Here is a 21,489-nt window from a genome sequence, read left to right on the forward strand (position 1 = left end):
GCAGGTAACGTTCTGTGGAAACCAGAACGACACGTCTGGTCATCGCGCTGGCAGTCTGCCTTCTGGCAACTGCCGGCGTGTTCTGGCTGATCCCGGCCCAGACCGGTGACGCCAGAGGCCCGACGGATATCGCACCGGCTTTCTTTCCGACCGCCAGTCTGGGCATCTGCCTTGTGCTCGGTCTGGGTTTGCTGTTTCGGGCCCTGCGGCCGGACGGACCTGCGGCGGAAGGTACCGCCTCTGCCGAGGATGCTGCCGGTGAGGAAGAAGGTCTGACCGGGCGCAGTCTGCTGCTGGATCTTGGCCTCTGGATCGGCTTCTCGGTCGTGACGATGCTGCTGCTGAAATATGTCGGTTTTATCGTAACGGGTATTCTGGCGCTGGCAGGCTGGATGTGGTTCTGCGGCCAGCGGTCCTGGATGGTGATTGGTCTGACGGCCATCGGGGTGCCTCTGGTGCTTTACCAGCTGTCCTGGACGGCACTGACAATCAGGTTGCCATGATTCTTGAACAGCTGATGGCGGGGTTTGCTGCCGCCCTTGACCCTGTGAACATGATGTTCATGGCATTCGGTGTCGCACTTGGGATCATCGTTGGCATTCTGCCGGGGCTTGGCAGTGTGACCGCGCTGTCGATACTGATTCCGATTACCTTTTACATGTCACCTCTGGTCGCCATTGCCTTTCTGGTCGGGGTCAACAAGGGGGGGACATCCGGTGGGGCGATTCCGGCCATTCTGCTGGATGCGCCAGGCACGCCGGAGGCTGCCGCAACGGCGCTTGACGGCCATCCGATGAGCCGTGCCGGGAAGCCGGTGAAGGCCATGAAAACGGCGCTCTATTCTTCCGTTTTCGGCGATACCATTTCCGACATCATCCTGATTCTGGTGGCCGCCCCCTTTGCGGCGTTCGCCCTGCAGTTTGGTCCGGCGGAATTTACCGCCATCGTTATCTTCTCCTTCACCCTGATTGCCGGGCTGTCCGGGAAGTCCCTCAGCAAGGGCATCATTGCTGCCGCGCTGGGTGTCTTCCTGTCGACCATTGGTCTCGACCCGGTGGAGAGTACGGCACGCATGACCTTTGGGTTTGTCGAGCTGTTTGACGGCATTTCCCTGAATGCGGTTGCCATCGGGGCGCTGGCGCTGAGTTCTGTCATTCATCAGATGTTCCGGATGCGGCGGGAACGGGAAGACGGGACCGAAACCCTGTCGCCGCATATTGATGTCGAAGCGAACCGGATTCGCCCGGCAGAGTTCTGGGGTAACTGGCGCACGCTTATCCGGTCGGCGCTGATCGGCAGCGGTGTCGGCATGCTGCCGGGTCTGGGTGTGTCGCTGGCGGCATTCCTGGGCTACGGCGCTGCACAGCGCGCCTCGAAACATCCGGAGAAATTCGGCACCGGCCATATGGAAGGTATTCAGGCAACAGAAGCGGCGAACAGTGCCGTCGTCGGCGCAAACCTGGTGCCGACAATTGCTCTCGGTATTCCCGGTAATATCGCTGCTGCACTGCTGATCGGTGCCTTCATGATTCACGGTGTCGTACCCGGCCCGTTCATGATGGAACTGCATGGCGATCTGGTCTATGCGATCTTCGCCTCAATGCTGATTGCCAACGGCATTCATCTGATCATCGGCCGCCTCGGTATCCGGGTCTGGGGTCATATCACGCGGGTGCCGCGGGCGGTGATCCTGCCGACGGTTGTCGTGCTCTGCATCGTCGGTGTCTATATTCCGGCGCAATCGCTGTTTGACGTAGGCGTGATGCTGGCCTTTGCCGGGCTGGGCTACGCGATGCGGGTCACCGGCTTCTCGCTGGTCTGTCTGGTGATCGGTTTCCTGCTCGGTCCGATGCTGGAAACCTCCTTCCGGCAGACCCTGCTGATGTACAAGGCGGACCTCACCATTCTGGTCTCCAGCCCGATTGCCCTGTTATTCATGCTGCTGACGGTCTATTCGCTCTGGCGATTTGTCCGGCGGAAATGATGGAGGTACAGGGCAAGGCATGACGGTTCCCGCGACAACAGACGGCCGATCCGGCCTGGGTGCTGACATGCGGCTGCGCATGCTGCGCGATCAGATGGCGGAACCCCGGGCAACGGAACATGGCGTGAAGGGCCGTTTCCTGCATGACTGTCTGCTCGACATGATCGAACGCGGCTTCTTCCGGCCGGGTGAAAAGCTGCCGGGGGAACGTGAACTGGCGGATTTCCTGCAACTCAGTCTCGGTACAGTGCAGATGGCAATGCGGGGTCTCGCAACATCCGGTCTGGTGGAACGCAGGCGTGGTGCCGGCAGTTTTGTGGCGACGGCGGCTGATGTGGGCTCAACGGTCTGGCATTTCCGGTTCCGCAGTCCGGATGGCCAGAAACTGCTGCCGCATTTCATCAAGGTGCTGAGCATCGAGGAGACCGATCAGCAGGGGCCGTGGTCGGGCTTTCTGGGAACGACATCCGTTATTCGTATCCGCCGGGTTGTGGACATCAACCGGCAGTTCGCAACCTGCTCGTACATATATCTTGATGCGGTGCGGTTTCGGCCATTGCTCGACCTGTCGCCGGAATTCCTGTCCCAGAAGAATCTCCGGGTTTTTCTGCATGAACGCTACAACGCACCGACATTGCGGGCGGTTCACAGATTTACCCATGTTGCCGCCGCGCCGGATGTCGCACAGATTATCGGAACAGAGCCGGGTCAGCCGGTGTTGCAGGTCAGCGCGCTCGGTTACGGTTATCGCGATGCCCCGACCATCTATCAGCAGATATTTGTCCCGCCGGCTGACTACGAACTCGAAATCGTTTAGAGAGCGGGTTACCCGGTCTCAGTCCGGCATATAGGGTTCGTTCAGATGAACGGCCTCGATCTTGTTGCCATCCGGATCACGCACAAAAGCGGCATAATAAGTTGCGGCATAGGGGCGCAGTCCGGGTTTTCCGTCACACTGGCCACCAGCTTCGATGGCTGCCTTGTGGAAGGCATCGACGGCGGCCTGATCCGGTGCCGTAAAGGCAATATGGACGCCGTTGCCGACGGTGGCAGCCTCACCGTTTTCCGGCAGGGTCATCCAGAAGCTGGGATAATCGATACCATAGGCGGTGCCGAAATCGAGCGCCTCCAGACGGCTGTACCCCAGAGGGGCCAGAACCGCATCATAGAACGCAGTTGACCTGTCGAGCCGGCTTACACCGACCGATACATGATTGAGCATGAGTTGATCTCCCTTATCGTCTTTGCCAACGAAAGGAAGATAACCGGGGTTACTGTCAGGAGCTGTCAGTAGAGCAGAGCGTTATCCGGACGCCCCGCTGGTCATCGGCTATTTATGCCGGAAGGTAATGCGACCCTTGGTCAGGTCGTAAGGTGTCATTTCAACATTCACCTTGTCGCCCGCCATAACGCGGATACGGTGTTTGCGCATTTTGCCAGCCGTATGCGCAATGATCTCATGATCATTTTCCAGCATGACACGGAACATTGCGTTGGGAAGTTTCTCGACGACACGTCCTGCAAATTCCAGTAATTCTTCTTTCGCCATGGGCGACTCCTTGATCGATTATGTAATGAACGCGGCAGACCGCGCGCCCCTCTTATATAGGCAGGTTCAGCGACTACCTAGCTAAAAACCAAGAGATAAACCGAATTTTTGCCATAATTACCGTTATCAACGCATCTGCTGACCGAAAAGTTCATTTTCGCTGCCTGAAATGAACACTGCCGTCGCCGGCCATGGATGTCTTGTAATGTTCCCGTAACGTTCATATGTGACATTCGAATGAAGCTGGCCGGTTTCGTCGTTAAGTTGCCATTGCGTTGTTATCTGAGCCGCCGGACTGGCGGGTTGGCTTACTGTCTGAGGGGTGGCGGAAGTTGGCTGGTTGACCTGAAGGGTCCGATGACGACTGCATATGGATGAATTATTTACTGGGGACTATCTCATGATGAAACTTCGCTCTGCTGTTGCTGCTGGTGCAGCACTCCTTCTCCTCGCGGGCTGTTCCGGCCTGCAGGTTCAGAATGCTGAAAAAGTGTCGCCGAAGGGTACCGCTTTCCAGCAGGCACTCTATTCCGGTTATCTGCGTCTGGCGCAGGCCGAATATGCTGAATCCGATTACGATGATTCCGATGCCTTCGCCAACCGCGCCATCGCTGCGGGTAATGGCAGCAATGTCGCACCGGAAGAAATCGCTGCCCGCGACCTTCCCGCAGATTCAGTGGCTGGCCTGACGGCTGCACGCGCTGCGCTGGTCAGTGCACTTGCCTCACCGGCTGCTGCTGCAAAGCCGGCGGCTGCCGCTGCTGCGCAGGTTGGCTTTGATTGCTGGATGCAGGAGCAGGAAGAAAACATGCAGCCGGATCATATCGCCGCCTGCAAGAAAGAGTATGACGATGCAATGGCGATGCTGAAAATGACGCCTGCACCGGTTGCCCTGCCTGCCGTTCCCGGCCCCTTCACGGTCCTGTTCGCAACCAACTCGTCAGCGATCGACAGTGAAAATGGCAAGGTGATTGTGGATGCCGCTTCCGGTTTCGCAAAAGCCAAGGCAAAGGCGATCATTCTTTCCGGTCACACGGATGCCGTCGGCAACAATGCTGCCAACGTAGCACTGTCCGAGCGTCGGGCAGACACGGTGAAGGCTGCACTGATTGACCTCGGTGTTCCGGCCTCGGCCATCTCCACCACCTATGCCGGTGAAGCACAGCTCAAGGTCAAGGTTCCGACCGCCGAGAAGCAGAACCGTCGTGTGGAAATCAAGCTCAGCCGCTGATCAGTTTTACTGACAACGGATGGATCAGGCGCCGGGCGGCAACGCCCGGCGCTTTTTCTTTGTCTGATTGTTGTGATGGCCTGAAGGCAAAACCGTACTGTTACTCCGGTACAGGAGCAGGGAACTGATATATCTAGCCCCGCGGCATCCGGTTCCAGGCGTCGAGGGCGGCGATCTTGTAGGCTTCGGCAAGGGTCGGGTAGTTGAAGGTGTTCTCGATAAAGTAATCCAGCGTCCCCTTCAGGTTGAGCACGGCCTGGCCGATATGGATCAGTTCCGTAGCGCCTTCACCGACGATATGAACGCCGAGCAATCGACCGGTCTTGATGGAAAACAGCATCTTCATCATGCCGGTATCCAGTCCCATGATATGCCCGCGTGAGGTCTCGCGGAACCGGGCGACGCCGCATTCATAGGGAATGCCGCGTTTACGAACTTCTTCCTCGCTCATCCCGACGGTGGAGATTTCAGGAACGGAATAGATACCGTAGGGGAAATAATCCGGGGCCGGTGGTGTCGGTGCCCCAAAGGCATGACAGGCAGAAATGCGCCCCTGTTCCATGGATGTGGAGGCCAGGCTCGGAAATCCGATGACATCTCCTGCCGCATAGATATGAGGGACGGATGTCTGGAATGTCGCGGGATCAACGCTCAGTCGTCCGCGCTTGTCGATGTCGATCTCGCAGCAGGCGAGGTTGAGCCGGTCTGTCGCGCCGACACGCCCGGCGGCATAAAGCAGCATTTCGGAGCGTACGCGCCGGCCATCAGCCAGATGAACGACAGGTGACTTGCCCTCATGGGTGATGCTGTCGACGGCAGAACCCATACGCAGCACGATACCCCGGTCGCGCAGGTCATGGACGAAATCGGCGATGATCTCACGGTCGATGAAATCAAGGATGCTGTCACGGGGTTCGATCAGCGTTACGGCAACATCAAGGGCGCTGAAAATTGTGGCATATTCGACACCGATCACACCGGCCCCGACCACGGTGATGCTGCGGGGCAGAGCCGGCAGATCAACAATCTCGTCGCTGTCAAAAATGGTTTTCCCGTCGAAGGGCACGGTCTCCGGCCGGTAGGGCCGGGTGCCAACCGCGATCAGGAACCGTTCGGCGGAAACTGTCCGGGTTTCGCCGTCACCGATAGTGATCTCAATCGTGTGCGGGTCTGTGAAACGGGCTTCGCCAACGGCCGTATCGACACCGTTGCGGGCAAACTGATGTTCCAGCACATCGACTTCGTGGTCGAGGGTCTTGTGCAGCCGCATCATCAGATCGTCGGATTCGATCCGGGCCTTGACCCGATAGGCCCGGCCATAGAATCCCCGTTCGCGCCATCCCGTCAGGTTGAGGACGGTCTCCCGCAGGGTTTTCGAGGGAATGGTGCCGGTATGGACGGAGACCCCGCCAACCCGCCGGCCCTTTTCGACCACCAGTACCGAATGTCCCAGCTTCGCCGCCTGAATGGCAGCACGACGACCGGACGGGCCACTGCCGATAACAACGAATTCGTAGTGATCCATGAGCCGTCTTTCCCGGATGCTTGCCGCGCACGGATATCGGCGGGCCGTTCAGCTAATGCGATATCAGGATTGTTCCGATAACGTCAACTGTACCATCCGCTGTCAGGCGAAACACAACCACTTCTCCGGATGCAGGGTAAACGCCGGTCAGGGCCGTGATATTTACCTGATGTGTCACCAGCACAAGCGGGTTTCCTGCCGGTTGGGCCAGCAACCATTCTTTTGTCTGACGGGTCTGTGCATCGCCCTCGCCGCGATTCTGAAAGAAGGAGTTCAGAAGAGGCAGATCTTCCGGTTCCCCGGCCCCGAGGAGCGTTGCGGTTTCCCGGCAGCGACACCACTGGCTGGTTCTGACCCGCGCCTGTGCGATGCCGTTCGCCTGAAAAGCCCGGCCAATGGCAATCGCCTGCTGTCGTCCCGCGTCGTTCAGGTTGCGCTGGGTGGTGCAGTCACCGAGTCGGAAATGACCGGGGTCGCCGGTCCCCGGCGCAAGGGCATGGCGCATCATTGCGATATATTCGCCTGACTTCAGGGCCTGCCAGAGTTCCCTGTCGCTGCTTTGGGCAGGGGTGGAGAGACTGATTGCAATAGCAAGAATGCCCGCGGCAAGCCGGAGTATGGAAGGCATCGGTGATCCTCTGTTCTGCTTCTCTGATGATATGTGGTGCAGGAACAGAGGATAAAAGTCCGGATTTCAGGAACAGCCGGTCAGTCAGTACGTGTGCGTTCGATCCAGATCATAACCCCGAGACTGGCAAGGCCCAGCAGGGCAAAACCCAGATTGAGGGGCAGGATGGTACCATCGAATGCCTGCCCGATCATGCCGCCGAATACCAGCGACATGAAGGTCATCAGCGACCCGATGACAGCCGAGGCCGATCCGGCAATATGCCCCATCGGTTCCATCGCCAGTGCGTTGAAATTGGCGAACAGCATGCCGATGAAGAAAAACGACACCATCTGCCAGGTAACCGTCATCCAGAGTGGCGGCAGACCGGCATAACTCAGGGTTACCGGCAGATAGGCAAAGGACAGGCCGACCATGACCGTCAGCGCAATCAGTGACAGTTTGCGCATACCATGCTTCATGACGAGGGTTGAGTTGGCCCAGGATGCCAGACCAAGCGACAGTGCCAGTGCACCGAAATAGACCGAGAACATCTCGCCGGTGTCATAGGCATCCTGATAGATTTGCTGGACCGAATTCAGATAACCCAGAAATGCCCCGAAAATGAATCCACCAGCGATGGTATAGCCACAGGATATCCGGTTCCGGATGGTCTCCAGAAAGGCTGCGGCAATGGTGGATAAGGCAAAGGGGCGCCGTTTCTCACGGGGCAGGGTCTCCGGCTGGCGATAGTGAAACCAGACCAGTGAAATCATCGCGAGGGTAATCAGCAGAACAAAGATCATCCGCCAGTCGGCAACAAATAGGACCAGCTGGCCGACACCGGGCGCCAGCGCCGGGACAATGATGAAGACCATCATCACCAGTGACATGATCTGCGCCATCGCCCGGCCTTCAAACCGGTCACGGACAATGGCCACGGTTACAATGCGCGGTCCGGCGACACCGAAGCCCTGCAGGAACCGGCCAATGAGCATCATCGAGAAACTGGTGGCAAAGGCAGAAATCAGACAGCCGATCAGAAAAATCCCCAGCCCGGCGAAGATCGCCGGCCGCCTGCCGCAGGAATCAGAAAGCGGCCCGAACAGCAGCTGCGCACAGGCCAGTCCGAAGAACAGAAAACTGACGATCAGCTGACGATCATTTTCGGATTCATTGCCGAGGCTCTGACCGATCTGGGGCAGGGCTGGCAGCATTGCATCAATCGACAATGCCACCAGCGATATCAGCGACGCGACAAGAATGACGAATTCGGTCTGTGTCGTTGTAACCTGCCGGTTACTCATGGTCGGGGGGTCCAGAGATCATGAAACCCGTTTGCCATGTTATATTCATCCGGCAACAACCCTGTTCTTCAGGGTGCCGACACCGGTGATGGTGACGGCAACTTCATCACCGTTCTTGAGGAACCGCTGTGGTGTACGACCGCCGCCGGAGCCTTCCGGTGATCCGGTGGAAATGACATCACCCGGTTCCAGATCAGTGAAACTGGTGATGTAGGCAAGAATGGTCGGAATATCGAAATACATGTCGCTGGCCGGTCCGTCCTGCGCAACCTCGCCATTGACTTTGGTCAGGATGCGCCAGTCACCACTGGGTTGCGGCATGGCATCAAGAGTTGTCATCCAGGGGCCGAGGGAGCCGCTCTGGCGGAAGTTCTTGCCCGCATCGACGCTGTGTTTCTGCCACCCGCGGACGGAACCGTCATTCATGGCCGTAATGCCGGCCACAACCGACCAGGCATCTTTCGGGTCCAGCTTGCCGGTTTTCTTGCCAATAATGAGGGTGATTTCGCCTTCATAATCATAGGTGTCGGATTCTGAAGGTTTTTTCAGTGGTGCTCCATGACCGATCAGCACCCCCGGCAGCTTCATGAACAGGCCGATATCTGTCGGCGGGGGAAGTTCGCCGTCGACAGGATGGATCTTCGGATAGTTGCGGCCAATGCAGACGATCCGCTTTGGTGCCGTCACGACAGGCAGCAGTTCTGCCTGATCGGTCTGTATGGTAAGGCCGGACCCGCGGCAGGCATCTGCCAGCTCGGAAACCCGGTCGCCGGCGAGGACAGTTTCGAGATATGACCAGCCGGATGGCGCGATATGGATCAGCGCTTCATCATCGGACAACAGGCCAAGGCGCGGGGCGCCTTCATAATTCAGGGTAGCAATCTTCATGGTTGTATCTTCCTGTAAACATTTGCTGCGGGAAGCTATCATACCGGGCGGATTTGACACCACCTTCAATGCCAATCCGCATTGTGGAAAAGCCATCCAAAAAAACGGCAGACAGTTTGCGAAATGGCGGTTACTGGCCCTATTTAGGCTTAACAACTGCCCGGAATCCCGGATTTCAGGCAGCCACAGATATAACACAGGAAAGGCAGATAACATGGCCGAACGGATTACCATCAACGGCTTGCAGATTGACCGTGTCTTGCATGACTTTGCGGTTAACGAAGTGCTTCCGGGAACCGGTGTGACACCGGACGCATTCTGGGCAGGCCTCGCCGGTCTGGTGAATGACCTCGGACCAAAGAACCGGTCGCTGCTGAAAAAGCGCGATGCATTGCAGGCTGAAATTGATGGCTGGCACCTTGCCCGCAAGGGGCAGAAGTGGGACGCCGAAGGCTATAAGGCTTTTCTGACAGAAATCGGGTATCTGGTACCTGAAGGCCCCGACTTCATGATTGAGACCGCTGGTGTGGATGCCGAGATCGCAACGATGGCGGGCCCGCAGCTGGTTGTGCCGGTGACCAACGCACGGTTCGCCCTGAACGCCGCCAATGCGCGCTGGGGCAGCCTGTTTGATGCGCTCTACGGCACCGACGTGATTGGCGAGGAAGATGGTCTGGGCAAGTCCGGTGGTTATAACCCGGCGCGTGGTCAGGCAGTGATCGACTATGCAACCCGCTTCCTTGATGCCTCGATGCCGCTGGAAGGGGCCAGCCATGGTGATGTGGCAGAGTACAAAATCTACGGCGGCAAACTGGTCGCCCGGCTGACAGACGGCGGCGATGCCGGACTGAAAGACCCGGCGCAGTTTGTCGGCTACAGCGGTGAGGGGGCGGTGACATCCGTTCTGCTGCGCAACAATGGCCTGCATGCAGAAATCCAGATCGATCGCAGCCACCCGATTGGCTCGACACACAGTGCCGGGGTCAAGGACGTGGTACTGGAATCGGCTGTCTCCACGATTCAGGATTGTGAAGATTCCGTCGCCGCTGTCGATGCCGCAGACAAGGTCGGGGCATACCGCAACTGGCTTGGCCTGATGCGTGGTGATCTTGAAGAAAGCTTTGAGAAGGGCGGCAAGGTGATGACCCGTCGCCTCAACCCGGATCGTACCTACTCCACGCCGGATGGCGGTTCACTGACCCTGCATGGCCGCAGCCTGCTGCTGGTCCGTAATGTCGGGCATCTGATGACCAATGATGCGGTGCTGGATGCCGAGGGTAACGAGGTGCCGGAAGGGTTTCTTGATGGCCTGTTCACCAGTGCCTGCGCCCTGCATGACCTGAAGCGGCTTGGCCCGCTCAGCAACAGCCGTGCCGGCAGTGTCTATATCGTGAAGCCGAAGATGCATGGTCCGGAAGAAGTTGGTTTTGCGAATGAGCTGTTCGACCGGATTGAGGACATTCTTGGTCTGCCGCGCAACAGCGTGAAGATCGGCATCATGGATGAGGAACGCCGCACCACGGTGAACCTGAAGGAATGCATCCGCGCTGCGAAAGACCGGGTGGTGTTCATCAATACCGGGTTCCTTGATCGCACGGGTGACGAAATCCATACCAGCATGGAAGCTGGTCCGATGGTTCGCAAGGACGCGATGAAAGCACAGGCCTGGATTGCGGCCTATGAAGACTGGAATGTGGATATCGGTCTGGAAACCGGCTTCCGTGGCAAGGCACAGATCGGCAAGGGCATGTGGGCCATGCCGGACGAAATGAAACAGATGGTCGAAGCCAAGAAAGGCCACCCGCTGGCCGGAGCCAACACCGCCTGGGTGCCGTCACCGACAGCGGCCACACTGCATGCCATGCATTATCATGAGGTCAATGTCAGCGAACGTCAGGATGAACTGGCAAAACGGTCGCGGGCCAGCCTCGATGATCTCCTCACGGTGCCGCTGCTGGCGGGTGAAAACCTGTCGTCTGATGACATCCGCAAGGAACTGGAAAACAACGCCCAGGGCATTCTGGGCTATGTTGTCCGCTGGGTCGATCAGGGTGTCGGTTGTTCCAAGGTGCCGGATATCCGCGATATCGGCCTGATGGAAGACCGCGCGACGCTCCGGATTTCCAGCCAGTACCTCGCCAACTGGATCCATCACGGCATCTGCACAGAAGGTGAGGTCATGGAGACCCTGAAGCGCATGGCGGAAGTTGTTGACCGGCAGAATGAAAGTGACGCGAACTACACCAGGATGGCCGGGAACTTCGACGGCAGCATCGCCTTTCAGGCCGCCTGCGATCTGGTCTTCAAGGGTCGTCAGCAGCCCAGCGGCTACACCGAACCCATCCTCCACGCCCGCCGCCGCGAGGTGAAGGCTGCTGGCTGAGCCATATCGGTTTTAGCCAGCAGACAGGTTCGTTTAGGTCCTTCGAGACGCAGCTTTGCTGCTCCTCAGGATGAGGTTTTAAGTTACCTGACCTCATCCTGAGGAGCGCTGAAAGCGCGTCTCGAAGGATAACGGGCTTTTGCTTCACAGCATCAGCGCGGTTTTCCTTTGTCAGACTGTCGCCAGGTGGCGGGAAAGTTCTTCGCCGGTGTTTCGGTAATGGCTGAGCAGCAGGTCGACGGCTTTGTCGGTTGTCGACGGATACGGTTGTGAAAACTCTCCTAGACCCTCCATAGGTAAATTTAGGCAGATTATTAAAGCCGCAGATGCTCCGTCATTCGATGTAGAGTCGGATTGTTGATTCGGTGTCAGTTCAATCAGAAGGTTTCTGTTTTGTTCTTGTTCGCTGGGAGTAATTGTTTCATTGTGTCAAAATTATACCCAGAGGTTCTAAATAAGATGATCGAATTTGAGGCGCTGATACAGCAAAGTGGCTGGAGTGTTCAGGAGGCAGCAGGTTTCCTAGGATATTCTGAGGGTCATATTTATCGCTGGAAACGAGGCGAAGAAACTCCTCGTGAAGGGGTGCTCAATTTGCTCAGGATGCATATAGATGCTGGGCGCCAGGATAAGCGGGAAAACTCATTTACATTCATTGATCTGTTCGCCGGGATTGGTGGGCTGAGAAAGGCGATGGAAGGTGTTGGTGGACATTGCGTCTTTACATCTGAATGGGACCGTTTTGCTCAGACTACCTATCATGCGAACTTTCGGGACAACCGGCCGATTGCGGGAGATATTCGGGATGTAAATGCTTCGGAAATTCCAGGCCATGATGTTCTGGTCGCTGGCTTTCCGTGCCAGCCATTCTCAATTGCAGGAGTTTCAAAAAAGAACGCTCTCGGCCGGGCTCATGGCTTTCTTGACGAGACTCAGGGCACGTTGTTTTTTGATGTGCTCCGGGTTTTACTGCACCATCGACCTGCCGCGTTTCTTCTTGAAAATGTTAAGAATCTGAAAAGTCATGACAAGGGGCGTACATTTGACGTCATACGCCGGAAGCTGACTGAAGAATTGGGGTACACTCTTCAGACCCGAATTATTGATGCGGCTAATTTTGTTCCGCAACACAGGGAACGAATTGTCATGGTTGGATTTCGGGAAGACACCGGGTTTAGTTTTGATGACCTGGTACTGCCGGGTCGTGAAGGGAGGGGAATGCGGGACATTCTCCACCCGGAAGATGGTACGGAATTACCTGAGGGCCACTACACAGTCGGTAACGCGGCTAAGGTCAGTGATAAATATACTCTGACTGACAAACTCTGGGGTTATCTTCAGGGCTATGCAGAGAAGCACCGGGCCAAGGGTAATGGGTTTGGCTTTGGTCTTGTTGACAGTAACAGTATCGCCCGGACGCTTTCAGCGCGTTATTATAAGGATGGTTCAGAAATTCTTGTAAGCCAGGGGCAGAGTAAAAACCCTCGCCGCCTTACTCCACGCGAATGCGCCCGGTTGATGGGGTATGATGATAGTTTCCGGATACCTGTTTCCGATACTCAGGCATATAAGCAGTTTGGTAATTCAGTCGCTGTTCCGGTCTTTGCAGAAGTAGCGAGAATTATGCAACCCCACATCCAACAGCTGGTTAAAGAGCCGCAACTGAAAAAAGTTGGCTGACGTTCATGATCAGGAAACCCGCCGCCGTAATATGGCGGCGATCCGCGGTATCAATACTCGTCCGGAACTAATCGTTCGAAGAGCGCTGCATGCACGTGGTTTCCGTTATCGTCTGCATGTGAAAGGTATGCCGGGAAAGCCAGATCTGGTTTTCCCGAAGTATAGGGCTGTGATTTTCGTACATGGCTGCTTCTGGCATGGTCATGACTGTGCGCTTTTCAAGTGGCCGAAGACAAGAGAACAGTTCTGGTATGATAAGATCAGCGTTAACCGAAGCAGGGATGTTGCCGCTTGTCGTAATCTCCGCCTGACCGGCTGGCGGGTGGCGACTGTCTGGGAATGTGCTCTCAAAGGACGGCGGCGGATTCCAGTATCAGAGATGATTGACTTGATCTCTTTATGGTTGTTTTCTGATTCTGTCGAGTTCTCAGTTAGAGGCAGATGAGTTGGCCAGCCCAATAACAAGACTACTTAATCAGATGGCAGAGCATGGTGCCGTCCGGTTCTATGTGAAGTGGCTGGCGCCGAACGACAACTCGAAAAACCAGGTTTATCTTGGCGGCGGATTTGGGGCGCTGAATATTATTCCGCACGGTCCTGTCGAAAATGATGAGAGTTCTGTTGCAGGATCAGTAAGAGAGAGGGCTAAAGCGAAGGTTCGGTTTTACTGGATTGACGAAAGGGGCTTGTCCCGCGCTCCTGATGCACAGTTGATCCTATACCCAAAGTATCCCGAAGTGAGGATGTCCGGCTTTTTGCGTGGTGCAGAACGAGCGCCAGGTGACCTGATGCGTTCTAGGGATGTGGGGCGTGTCTTGTTTCTTGGAATCTGTGCTGATGGGCGCGTTATTGGGCATGTCGCCGGGAATCATCAGCCGATTGTCCATGCTCTTCATGATGTGGCAAACAGCCTGACAGTTACAGGTGTATTTCTTGATCTGGAGGCTGTGCGACAGGATGGCGCAGACCCGAAGCTTGCTATGCTCGCTATGCTGGGTCGTATTTACCGTAAGGGTTGGATTTCTTCACAGAAACTAGGCAGTGATGGCCGGCGGCTCCCGTACAAAGCACAAAATGGGGGTGGTTATACGCTTGAATCCGAACTCGGAATTTCCCCAAATGGGTATGCTGGCCCGGATTATATGGGCTGGGAAGTAAAGCAGTATAGTGTAAATGATTTTGTAAGATACACAGCAAAAAGCCCCGTTACACTTATGACACCAGAGCCGACCGGAGGTGTCTACAAAGACCAGGGGGTGGAAGCTTTCCTGCGCCGATATGGTTATCCTGATAAAGCTGGCAGACCCGACCGGATAAATTTTGGTGGTAAATATGTGAATGGAATGGGCTTCGATCCTAACACAGGACTGGCATTACGAATTACGGGATACGATACGCTAAACGGTAAGATTACTGATGTTGGTGGGGCGATTGAATTGCGGGACAAAAGTGATGAGATTGCTGCGTCATGGGGATTCGGGGGGGTTATCGAACACTGGAACAGGAAGCATGCTAAAGCAGTATATGTGCCCTCACTGAAAAGATCGCCGCCGACCGAATATCATTTCGGTGATATTGTTAAGGTTTGTGAAGATACAGATGTACTCCTGTTTCTGAAGGCTCTTGCGTTAGGCGTAGTTTACTATGATCCGGGGATAAAGATGGAAGGCGCCGGGGCAGGTAAACCAGTTACCAAGCGCCGCAGCCAGTTCAGAATTAATCATAAATCGCTCTCAGATCTATATCAGCGTACTGAAATTTCGAAACTTATCTGAAATTCCAGCGTGGTTTTCTTTCGTCAGACTGTGGCTAGGTGGCGGGAAAGTTCTTCGCCGGTGTTTCGGTAATGGCTGAGCAGCAGGTCGACGGTTTTGTCGGCTTCACGGGCGATGGCGGCGTTCAGGATACCGAGATGTTCATCGGCGACGCTGCGGGCCGGGCTGGCCGGGCCGTTTCGGCCCTGTCCGGCGATGTTGCGGTAGCGGATGTTGGCGTCGTACAGACGTTCGCAGAAATCAACCAGCAGGGTTGAGCCGCAGGCGGAAATAAGGGTCATGTGGAATTTCTTGTGGGCGGCTTCCCAGTCCACATTCTCGCTGGCCGGGGCATTGGGTGTGCGGGGGGTCTGTTTCAGGCGGTGATGGGCCAGAACCAGGCTCTCTTCCCAAGCCATGTCACCATGTGCGAGCGATTCCCTTACCGCCCGTTCCTCGACCCAGCAGCGGGTTTTCAGCAGCTCGATGAAGGCATCGGCTGAAATGCTGGCGACCCGGAATCCACGCTGGTCCAGCCGTTCAACCAGCCCTTCGGCGGTCAGCAGGCTGAGGGCCTCGCGCAGCGGGCTAGCGCCGGCATTGTAGCGGTCACGCAGGGCCTCGATCTTCAGCTTCAGATCCGGGGCAAGGCTGCCGGTGAGGATATCCCGGCGCAACAGATCGCAGACCTGAGAGGTGACACTGCCACCGGTTGCCAGATAAAGAACATTCCCGTCCTTGTCGCTGTTCGCGCTCATGTACCGTCCCTGTCCGCGAGGATGAAGTCGAAGTCAACGGTATAGAACGGAATGGTCAGCCGGTCACGGGCCTGAATGTCCGCCGGTGCGGTTTCCGGATCGTCACATCGCCGGTACTTCATCACCAGATCGGTCCGCACGCCGAAAACCGCGTCTTCATCAAGATAGGGATCATCATCCGGGAAGACTTCCGTCACCAGTGTCCGGTGCCCGTCGGCTGCGATGATGAAATGCAGATGGGAAGGCCGCCAGGGATGGCGCCCGGTGGCACGCAGTAATTCACCAACCGGTCCGTCATCCGGCACGGTATAGGGGGCTGGCCGGACTGTGGTGAAGGCATAGCGGCCATCGGCTCCGGTCTTCATGCGTGCCCGGAAATTATAGTAATCCTGTTCCGGGTCCTGATTGGAATAGAGGCCGTTATCGGCGGTCTGCCAGGTATCGATGACAGCCCCGGCGATCGGCTGGCCCTTTGTGTCGAGCACGCGGCCCTGCACGATGACGCTGTCACCGGCATTGTCTTTCTTCAGGTCGGCCCCGACAGGCAGTTCCGGTGCATCGAGAATGTGAAACGGCCCGAGCACGCTGGAGGCAGTCGCATCCGGCGGCGAATTGACCATGTCGACAAGTGAGGACAGGCCAAGCACATCCGAGAACAGTACGAACTCATTGCGTTCCGGGGTGCTGATCTCGCCTGCTGCGGTCAGCAGGGCAATACCCTTGCGCCATTCGTCATGGGTCAGGTTGGTTTCCTTCGCGAAGCTGTGCAGGTGATGCGCGAGGCGCTCCAGCACAAAGCTGAGGCGAGGGTCGGTATCCGGTCCGCAATAGTCGAGAAGGGTTTTGGTCAGCGTTTCCGCCGTTACATTGCGCATCGGTTTCTCCGTCAGTTCAGAAGGTAGGTGCTGAGGCCGGGCTGCCAGATCAGCAGAATAAGGATCATCAGCATGACAGCCGCAAAAGGCAGTGCCCCCATGAAGACATCCTTCAATGAAATGCGGTCATCGTTCAGAGTTGTCTTGATGACAAAACAGGAAATGCCGAGCGGGGGGGTCAGCAGTCCGATTTCCGCGCCGATCACCGTGATGATGCCAAACCAGACGAGGCTGAGGCCCATCGGTTCAATGATATCGATGAACAGCGGCACGACAATCAGGATGACCGAGGCCGTATCCAGCAACGTACCGAGGAACAGCATCAGCAGTACATAGGCGACCATGACCCAGAAGAAGCCAAGATCATTGCCGACAAGAAATTCCTGCAACTGGTTCGGCAGGTCAACATAGCCCAGCATCCGGCTGTAGAATGAAGCGGCGGTAATCAGGAACAGAATGCTGGCGGTGATATGGCCGGTTTCCAGCAGGGCGTCCCAGAAGCTTCGCCAGGTCATTTCCTTGCGGATCACGGCAATGATGAGGGCTGCAAGTGATCCTGCAGCGCCCGCTTCAACCGGGGTCAGCCAGCCGGTATAGATACCGCCGAGGACGATGAGGATGAGGGCCAGAACCGGCGCGGTGCAGGACAGGATTTCGCCATAGGAAAGCCGGTCGCCGGCAGTTCTGTCCGGGCTTGTGCCGCCAATGAAATTCGGTGTCAGCCAGCCCATGACGGCGATTGACCCGATATAGGCCAGGGTCAGGATCAGGCCGGGAATGATCCCGGCGATGAACATGTCGCCAACCGAGATTTCAGCAACGAAAGCATAGATGATCAGCATCGAGCTGGGGGGGATGATCATGCCGAGAACGGACGACCCGGCGACCACACCAACCGCAAATCGCTTGTTATAATTCAGGCGCAGCATCTCGGGTACGGCGACACGGGTGAAGACCGAGGCCGAGGCGATGGAGGAACCGGTGACCGCGGCAAACAGTGCGTTGGCACCGACGGTGGCCATGCCGACGCCGCCGCGAATGCGCTGAAACAGCTGGTTCATCACCCGGTAGACATCGGTTCCCAGCCCGGCCTTGGAGACGATCAGCCCCATGAAGGTGAACAGGGGAATAGTGGCGAACTCGTACTCGGTGACGCTGTCACCGATAGCCTGACGCAGGAAATTCACGGCGAGGATCGGTTTGTCGCTGACCAGCCAGATGGTGACGAAGGAGACACCGGCCAGCGCCACGGGGATATAGACCCCAAGATAGATCGTCACCACGATGGCGATGACGGAGAGGATACCGATATCAACGGGATCCATGGGAACCTCCCGCCGGCTGTCCGCCGAGGATGACTTTGAAAAGATAAAGAATGGCACAGAGCCCGGCGCTGGCAGTGATTGCCAGCCGTGCCGGCCACCAGGGCGCGGTGAACACGCCGGGGGTGCCGAAATAGTCACAGCGTGCCGTCGCAGCCCTGAGGTCGGTGATCAGGTCACCGGTCAGGGGCGGGCCGAAGTCCGGCGCGGTGAAATAGGAACAGGATTCCAGTGTATCGATAAATTCCGGCCAGCTGGCATAGGCAACGATGGCCATGAAGATACAGGCGACAGCATCAATCAGCCGGCGGAGAACAAAAGCCGTGGTTGGTGCGCGCAGGTCCAGCATCAGCAGGAAGCCGTCGGACCGGGTCAGCCGGTTGACGCGAACCACATCAGGTAATTGCAGGAAGACAATCAGCACCATGGCGAAGATGACCAGTTCGACGGCGCCATGGAACGGTGCATTGAAGGCACCGCGAGCAACAACATCCATATTCATGACGGCCACCAGGCCGAGAACGGTCAGGGTACCGACAGCATTTGCCAGAATGGCTATCCGGTCAAAGCAGGCCGACAACTGGCGGACAAACCAGCAGAGAGGTTGCAATACAGTCATACTGATTTGTCCGTTTTGTTGTCGTCTGCCGTGGGCTCAGATCAGTTTGCTGACCAGTCGCGGACGGGCTTCTGTCCTGCGGCTTTCAGCTTGTCCATGTAAGCCTTCAGCATAGCTGTTCCGGGTGCGCCTGTCTTGTCCAGTGAGGCGGCCCATTCAGCGGCGATGTTCGGCATCGCGGCGGCCCATGTTGCGCGTTCAGCATCCGTCAGGGTGACGACGGTGCCACCGGAAGCCTTGTACTGGGCAATTGATTCTGCGGCTTCGTCCATCGCCACGCCGGCAACCCGGTCACGATATTCGATGGAGACTTTCTGGATGGCGGTTTTCACCTCATCCGGCAGCTTGGCCCAGACATCCTTGTTGATGGTAACGGTCTTGGTGTTGACCGCACCAAGATCGGCCGCAAGCATATAGGGTGCAACTTCATGAATCTTGAAGGTGACAGCGGCTTCCGGCCACAGCATGGCAGCATCGGTAACACCGGTCTGTACCATGTTGTAGAAGTTTGGCAGACCGCCGCGAACGCCCGCCGCATCCTTGATACCCTCAAGGTAACGCAGGTTGTAGCCGGCACCGGCAACCTTCATGCCTTCAAGATCTTTCAGGGTCTTGATCGGCTTTTTTGAGAAGATCTGATAGGTGTCGAGAACCACACCGGTTGCCAGATAGACCTGGTTTTCGGCATCGAATTCTTTCTGCATCTGCGGGAATTCGCGGGCGATCTCGTCAACCGCCCTGGCGACGACACGGGCGTCAGATGAGACCATCGGAGTGACAGCCGAGATACCCTGGCTGGGCAGCGCCGAATTGTGGAAGATGGTGGTGACGATGCCGATATCGCCAAGCCCCAGCTTGATGCCTTCCAGCACGCCACGCGGTTTGACGATCTGGCCGCCATAGGCTTCCTGCCAGTCGATCTTGTAATTGCCGCTTTTTGCCAGTTCTTCATTCAGTCGCGGAATGAAGAAGCCGGAGAATTCCTTCACCCACATGGATCGTGCGGGATAGCCATCAATGGCAACCATCTTGATGGTTTCGGCGGCGGTAGAGGCCACCAGCGGGGTTACAACGGTCGCGCCGGCAATGACTGCCGCCAGCAGATGTTTCCTGAAGTCTGTATTCATAACCAATCCTCCCGGTTTCGCTGCTTTGGTGCAGCGTTGTCTGGTTTATCTCTGGAAGTCTTCTGCCAGACTTCCGCATTTTCTGTTCCCGAACTCCGGAACAGCTCGGCAGGGTCAGACGGCTTATCAGCCATGATGACCCTGCTAATTTTGCTGCAGCTCTCCGTTCTTCTGATCAGGCGAAACTACAGATGTCGTCAAAGGCAAAACGGGGCAGCTTCTGGAACAGAGCCGTCTCGTCTGCATAGCCCAGATTACAGAGGAAATTTGACCGGAGACTTGTTCCGGCAAAGAATTCCTCATCGACAATGGCATTCGAAAATCCGGACATCGGGCCGGTATCCAGTCCCAGCGCCCGTGCTGCAATAATAAGGTAAGCGCCCTGTAGCGCGGCATTCCGGAAGGCCGTGTCAGCGGTAAATTCCGGCTTGCCCTCGAAATGCGGGCGACGGTCTTCATGCGGGAACAGGAAAGGCAGTTTCTGCCAGAAATCGAGATCATGCGCGATGATCGCGGTAACCGGTGCCTTCATCATTTTCGGCAGGTTTGCCGGTTTCAGCGCCTTGCCCAGCCGGGCCTTGCCCTCCTCACTGCGCACGAAGACAAAGCGGGCGGGCAGGCTGTTCATGCTGGTCGGCCCGTTGATGACGATATCGTAGAGGCTGCGCAGCAATGCCTCGTCTACCGGCTTGTCGGTCCAGGCGTAATGCGAGCGTGCACCACGCAGAATCAGATCGATTGAATCATCATCCAGCCGTTCAATACGCTGACGCAGCGACCGGGTAGCCGTGGCTGCGGCTGCCCGGAGTGCTGCAAGTTCTTCACCGACCGGTGCAGATGAAGCGGCGTTGCTCATCGTTGCTCCGCCACAACCGGATTCGAGAGGACGCCAATGCCTTCGATCTCGATCTCGACCTTGTCGCCGCCTTTCATGAAGACCGGTGGCTTGCGGGCATGGCCGACACCCGGGGGGGTGCCCATGGCGATCAGGTCGCCGGGATTCAGTGTCATCACTTCGGACAGGATGGCGATGGTCTGGTCAACCGGGAACATCATGTCGCGGGTGTTGCTGTCCTGCATGATCTGGCCATTCAGACGGGACTGGATACGCAGGCCCGAAGCCCCGGCAGGCAGTTCGTCAGGCGTGACCACGACCGGTCCGAGCGCGCCGGTTGAATCGAAGTTCTTGCCCGGTGTCCACTGATGGGTCTTGCGCTGATAGTCACGGATCGAGCCGTCATTGAAGACCGTGTAGCCGAAGACGTGATCGAGCGCCTTGTCCTGCGGGATATGCTTGCCGCCCTTGCCGATGATGACCATCAGTTCGGCTTCATAATCCAGCTTTTCAGAACAGGCCGGGTCAATCATCGGTTCGTCCGCAGCCATCATTGATGACGGTACGCGCAGGAACAGCGCCGGATAGGTCGGAATGTCATAGCCGCCTTCCTTCGCGTGATCGACATAGTTCAGGCCAAGGCAGACGATCTTCCCGAAGTTCGAGAACGGCAGGGCCGGTGTCAGGCTGCTGACCGGGACGGCCTTTCCGCTGCCAAGAAGCGCGGTTGCCTGTTTCAGTGCGGCGTCGCCACCGTTGATAACATCCATCAGGTCGGTGCCTGAAAAACCGTTCTGGCCGGAAAGCTGTACGGCGGAATCGCCTTTAATGGCGTAAAGAGCGGTGCTGTTGCCCGTTCTGGCGGTGGTAAATCGCATGTCATTTCCTCATCAGTAATTCCGGATGATTGACGATTTTAAAAACAATTGTCAAATAATATCGATATTTTTGGATTTGATGATTTTACAGCACTGTCGCCCTGAACCTGATTCAGAATGATATGGGAAAAGGCCTGAAGGGGGATCAGGAGAGGAGACGGGGCCGT

The 21,489-nt window shown here is 56.8% G+C and carries 21 protein-coding genes; 8 read left to right on the plus strand and 13 right to left on the minus strand.

Going from position 1 to position 21,489, the window contains the following annotated elements:
• Nucleotides 1-14: 14 nt before the first annotated feature.
• The 3 genes from GH722_09435 to GH722_09445 are packed head-to-tail and all read left to right on the plus strand — an operon-like array spanning nt 15 to nt 2,801.
• Nucleotides 15-503, plus strand: coding sequence for a hypothetical protein (locus tag GH722_09435; protein MRG71994.1), 489 nt, complete (start codon nt 15-17; stop codon nt 501-503).
• A complete protein-coding gene (locus GH722_09440) occupies nt 500-1,984 on the plus strand; it encodes a Tricarboxylate transporter family protein (GenBank protein ID MRG71995.1) in 1,485 nt (494 codons plus the stop codon). Before GH722_09435 ends, GH722_09440 begins: the two co-directional genes overlap by 4 nt.
• Before the next feature lie 19 nt (nt 1,985-2,003).
• Nucleotides 2,004-2,801 (plus strand): GntR family transcriptional regulator, encoded by a 798-nt coding sequence (locus tag GH722_09445; GenBank protein MRG71996.1) that lies wholly within the window; start codon nt 2,004-2,006, stop codon nt 2,799-2,801.
• A gap of 18 nt (nt 2,802-2,819) precedes the next feature.
• On the opposite strand, the gene GH722_09450 is transcribed toward GH722_09445, so the two are convergent.
• Nucleotides 2,820-3,206: a VOC family protein gene (locus GH722_09450; GenBank protein ID MRG71997.1), complete on the minus strand. Its 387-nt coding sequence runs from the start codon at nt 3,204-3,206 to the stop codon at nt 2,820-2,822.
• A gap of 108 nt (nt 3,207-3,314) precedes the next feature.
• Nucleotides 3,315-3,533, minus strand: a complete 219-nt coding sequence (gene infA, locus GH722_09455) for a translation initiation factor IF-1 (protein MRG71998.1) — start codon at nt 3,531-3,533, stop codon at nt 3,315-3,317.
• A gap of 370 nt (nt 3,534-3,903) precedes the next feature.
• Between infA and GH722_09460 the strand changes: the two genes are divergently transcribed.
• Nucleotides 3,904-4,764 carry an OmpA family protein gene (locus GH722_09460; protein ID MRG71999.1) on the plus strand — a complete coding sequence of 287 codons (861 nt, stop codon included), beginning with the start codon at nt 3,904-3,906 and terminating at the stop codon, nt 4,762-4,764.
• Nucleotides 4,765-4,897: 133 nt separating this feature from the next.
• Here GH722_09460 and GH722_09465 read toward each other — a convergent pair whose 3' ends face one another.
• From GH722_09465 to GH722_09480, 4 genes are all read right to left on the minus strand, one after another.
• A complete protein-coding gene (locus GH722_09465) occupies nt 4,898-6,289 on the minus strand; it encodes a Si-specific NAD(P)(+) transhydrogenase (protein MRG72000.1) in 1,392 nt (463 codons plus the stop codon).
• A gap of 52 nt (nt 6,290-6,341) precedes the next feature.
• Entirely contained in the window at nt 6,342-6,917 is a 576-nt protein-coding gene (locus tag GH722_09470; GenBank protein ID MRG72001.1) for a histidine phosphatase family protein, read from the minus strand.
• Nucleotides 6,918-6,997: 80 nt separating this feature from the next.
• Nucleotides 6,998-8,203 carry a Bcr/CflA family efflux MFS transporter gene (locus tag GH722_09475; protein ID MRG72002.1) on the minus strand — a complete coding sequence of 402 codons (1,206 nt, stop codon included), beginning with the start codon at nt 8,201-8,203 and terminating at the stop codon, nt 6,998-7,000.
• Nucleotides 8,204-8,248: 45 nt separating this feature from the next.
• Nucleotides 8,249-9,325, minus strand: a complete 1,077-nt coding sequence (locus GH722_09480) for a hypothetical protein (GenBank protein MRG72003.1) — start codon at nt 9,323-9,325, stop codon at nt 8,249-8,251.
• Between GH722_09480 and GH722_09485 the strand changes: the two genes are divergently transcribed.
• The 4 genes from GH722_09485 (at nt 9,306) to GH722_09500 (ending at nt 14,929) form a co-directional block, all read left to right on the plus strand.
• Nucleotides 9,306-11,474, plus strand: a complete 2,169-nt coding sequence (locus GH722_09485) for a malate synthase G (GenBank protein MRG72004.1) — start codon at nt 9,306-9,308, stop codon at nt 11,472-11,474. The genes GH722_09480 and GH722_09485 overlap by 20 nt on opposite strands.
• Nucleotides 11,475-11,933: 459 nt before the next feature.
• Nucleotides 11,934-13,154, plus strand: coding sequence for a DNA (cytosine-5-)-methyltransferase (gene dcm, locus GH722_09490; GenBank protein MRG72005.1), 1,221 nt, complete (start codon nt 11,934-11,936; stop codon nt 13,152-13,154).
• Complete coding sequence (gene vsr / locus GH722_09495) at nt 13,147-13,599, plus strand: DNA mismatch endonuclease Vsr (protein ID MRG72006.1); 453 nt, start codon at nt 13,147-13,149, stop codon at nt 13,597-13,599. Before dcm ends, vsr begins: the two co-directional genes overlap by 8 nt.
• Nucleotide 13,600: 1 nt before the next feature.
• The gene (locus GH722_09500) at nt 13,601-14,929 is read left to right on the plus strand and encodes a hypothetical protein (GenBank protein ID MRG72007.1); all 1,329 of its coding nucleotides are present in this window, start codon (nt 13,601-13,603) and stop codon (nt 14,927-14,929) included.
• Between the two features lie 23 nt (nt 14,930-14,952).
• On the opposite strand, the gene GH722_09505 is transcribed toward GH722_09500, so the two are convergent.
• The 7 genes from GH722_09505 to GH722_09535 all read right to left on the minus strand — a co-directional run bounded on the left by GH722_09505 (nt 14,953) and on the right by GH722_09535 (nt 21,322).
• On the minus strand, nt 14,953-15,666 hold the full coding sequence (locus GH722_09505) for an FCD domain-containing protein (GenBank protein ID MRG72008.1): 714 nt from the start codon (nt 15,664-15,666) through the stop codon (nt 14,953-14,955).
• Nucleotides 15,663-16,541: a hydroxyquinol 1,2-dioxygenase gene (locus GH722_09510; GenBank protein MRG72009.1), complete on the minus strand. Its 879-nt coding sequence runs from the start codon at nt 16,539-16,541 to the stop codon at nt 15,663-15,665. Before GH722_09510 ends, GH722_09505 begins: the two co-directional genes overlap by 4 nt.
• A gap of 11 nt (nt 16,542-16,552) precedes the next feature.
• Nucleotides 16,553-17,866 carry a TRAP transporter large permease subunit gene (locus GH722_09515; GenBank protein ID MRG72010.1) on the minus strand — a complete coding sequence of 438 codons (1,314 nt, stop codon included), beginning with the start codon at nt 17,864-17,866 and terminating at the stop codon, nt 16,553-16,555.
• Nucleotides 17,853-18,482, minus strand: coding sequence for a TRAP transporter small permease subunit (locus GH722_09520; protein MRG72011.1), 630 nt, complete (start codon nt 18,480-18,482; stop codon nt 17,853-17,855). The genes GH722_09515 and GH722_09520 overlap by 14 nt, the downstream gene beginning before the upstream one ends.
• Before the next feature lie 41 nt (nt 18,483-18,523).
• A complete protein-coding gene (locus GH722_09525; GenBank protein ID MRG72012.1) occupies nt 18,524-19,609 on the minus strand; it encodes a C4-dicarboxylate ABC transporter in 1,086 nt (361 codons plus the stop codon).
• A 175-nt stretch (nt 19,610-19,784) separates the two neighbouring features.
• Complete coding sequence (locus tag GH722_09530; GenBank protein ID MRG72013.1) at nt 19,785-20,465, minus strand: malonic semialdehyde reductase; 681 nt, start codon at nt 20,463-20,465, stop codon at nt 19,785-19,787.
• Nucleotides 20,462-21,322, minus strand: coding sequence for an FAA hydrolase family protein (locus GH722_09535; GenBank protein ID MRG72014.1), 861 nt, complete (start codon nt 21,320-21,322; stop codon nt 20,462-20,464). The genes GH722_09530 and GH722_09535 overlap by 4 nt, the downstream gene beginning before the upstream one ends.
• Between the last annotated feature and the right edge of the window lie 167 nt (nt 21,323-21,489).

It is taken from the genome of Alphaproteobacteria bacterium HT1-32 (assembly GCA_009649675.1).
Classification (GTDB): domain Bacteria; phylum Pseudomonadota; class Alphaproteobacteria; order Rhodospirillales; family HT1-32; genus HT1-32.

What these genes read in the sequence shown, in the direction of transcription:
- GH722_09460 (MRG71999.1), top strand. Translation starts at nt 3,904, where the DNA reads ATGGATGAATTATTTACTGGGGACTATCTCATGATGAAACTTCGCTCT.
- infA (MRG71998.1), bottom strand. Translation starts at nt 3,533, where the DNA reads ATGGCGAAAGAAGAATTACTGGAATTTGCAGGACGTGTCGTCGAGAAA.
- GH722_09480 (MRG72003.1), bottom strand. Translation starts at nt 9,325, where the DNA reads ATGGTAATCCGTTCGGCCATGTTATCTGCCTTTCCTGTGTTATATCTG.
- GH722_09515 (MRG72010.1), bottom strand. Translation starts at nt 17,866, where the DNA reads ATGGATCCCGTTGATATCGGTATCCTCTCCGTCATCGCCATCGTGGTG.
- GH722_09440 (MRG71995.1), top strand. Translation starts at nt 500, where the DNA reads ATGATTCTTGAACAGCTGATGGCGGGGTTTGCTGCCGCCCTTGACCCT.
- GH722_09525 (MRG72012.1), bottom strand. Translation starts at nt 19,609, where the DNA reads ATGAATACAGACTTCAGGAAACATCTGCTGGCGGCAGTCATTGCCGGC.
- GH722_09450 (MRG71997.1), bottom strand. Translation starts at nt 3,206, where the DNA reads ATGCTCAATCATGTATCGGTCGGTGTAAGCCGGCTCGACAGGTCAACT.
- GH722_09465 (MRG72000.1), bottom strand. Translation starts at nt 6,289, where the DNA reads ATGGATCACTACGAATTCGTTGTTATCGGCAGTGGCCCGTCCGGTCGT.
- GH722_09535 (MRG72014.1), bottom strand. Translation starts at nt 21,322, where the DNA reads ATGCGATTTACCACCGCCAGAACGGGCAACAGCACCGCTCTTTACGCC.
- GH722_09470 (MRG72001.1), bottom strand. Translation starts at nt 6,917, where the DNA reads ATGCCTTCCATACTCCGGCTTGCCGCGGGCATTCTTGCTATTGCAATC.
- GH722_09520 (MRG72011.1), bottom strand. Translation starts at nt 18,482, where the DNA reads ATGACTGTATTGCAACCTCTCTGCTGGTTTGTCCGCCAGTTGTCGGCC.
- GH722_09530 (MRG72013.1), bottom strand. Translation starts at nt 20,465, where the DNA reads ATGAGCAACGCCGCTTCATCTGCACCGGTCGGTGAAGAACTTGCAGCA.
- dcm (MRG72005.1), top strand. Translation starts at nt 11,934, where the DNA reads ATGATCGAATTTGAGGCGCTGATACAGCAAAGTGGCTGGAGTGTTCAG.
- GH722_09445 (MRG71996.1), top strand. Translation starts at nt 2,004, where the DNA reads ATGACGGTTCCCGCGACAACAGACGGCCGATCCGGCCTGGGTGCTGAC.
- GH722_09505 (MRG72008.1), bottom strand. Translation starts at nt 15,666, where the DNA reads ATGAGCGCGAACAGCGACAAGGACGGGAATGTTCTTTATCTGGCAACC.
- GH722_09475 (MRG72002.1), bottom strand. Translation starts at nt 8,203, where the DNA reads ATGAGTAACCGGCAGGTTACAACGACACAGACCGAATTCGTCATTCTT.
- GH722_09510 (MRG72009.1), bottom strand. Translation starts at nt 16,541, where the DNA reads ATGCGCAATGTAACGGCGGAAACGCTGACCAAAACCCTTCTCGACTAT.
- GH722_09485 (MRG72004.1), top strand. Translation starts at nt 9,306, where the DNA reads ATGGCCGAACGGATTACCATCAACGGCTTGCAGATTGACCGTGTCTTG.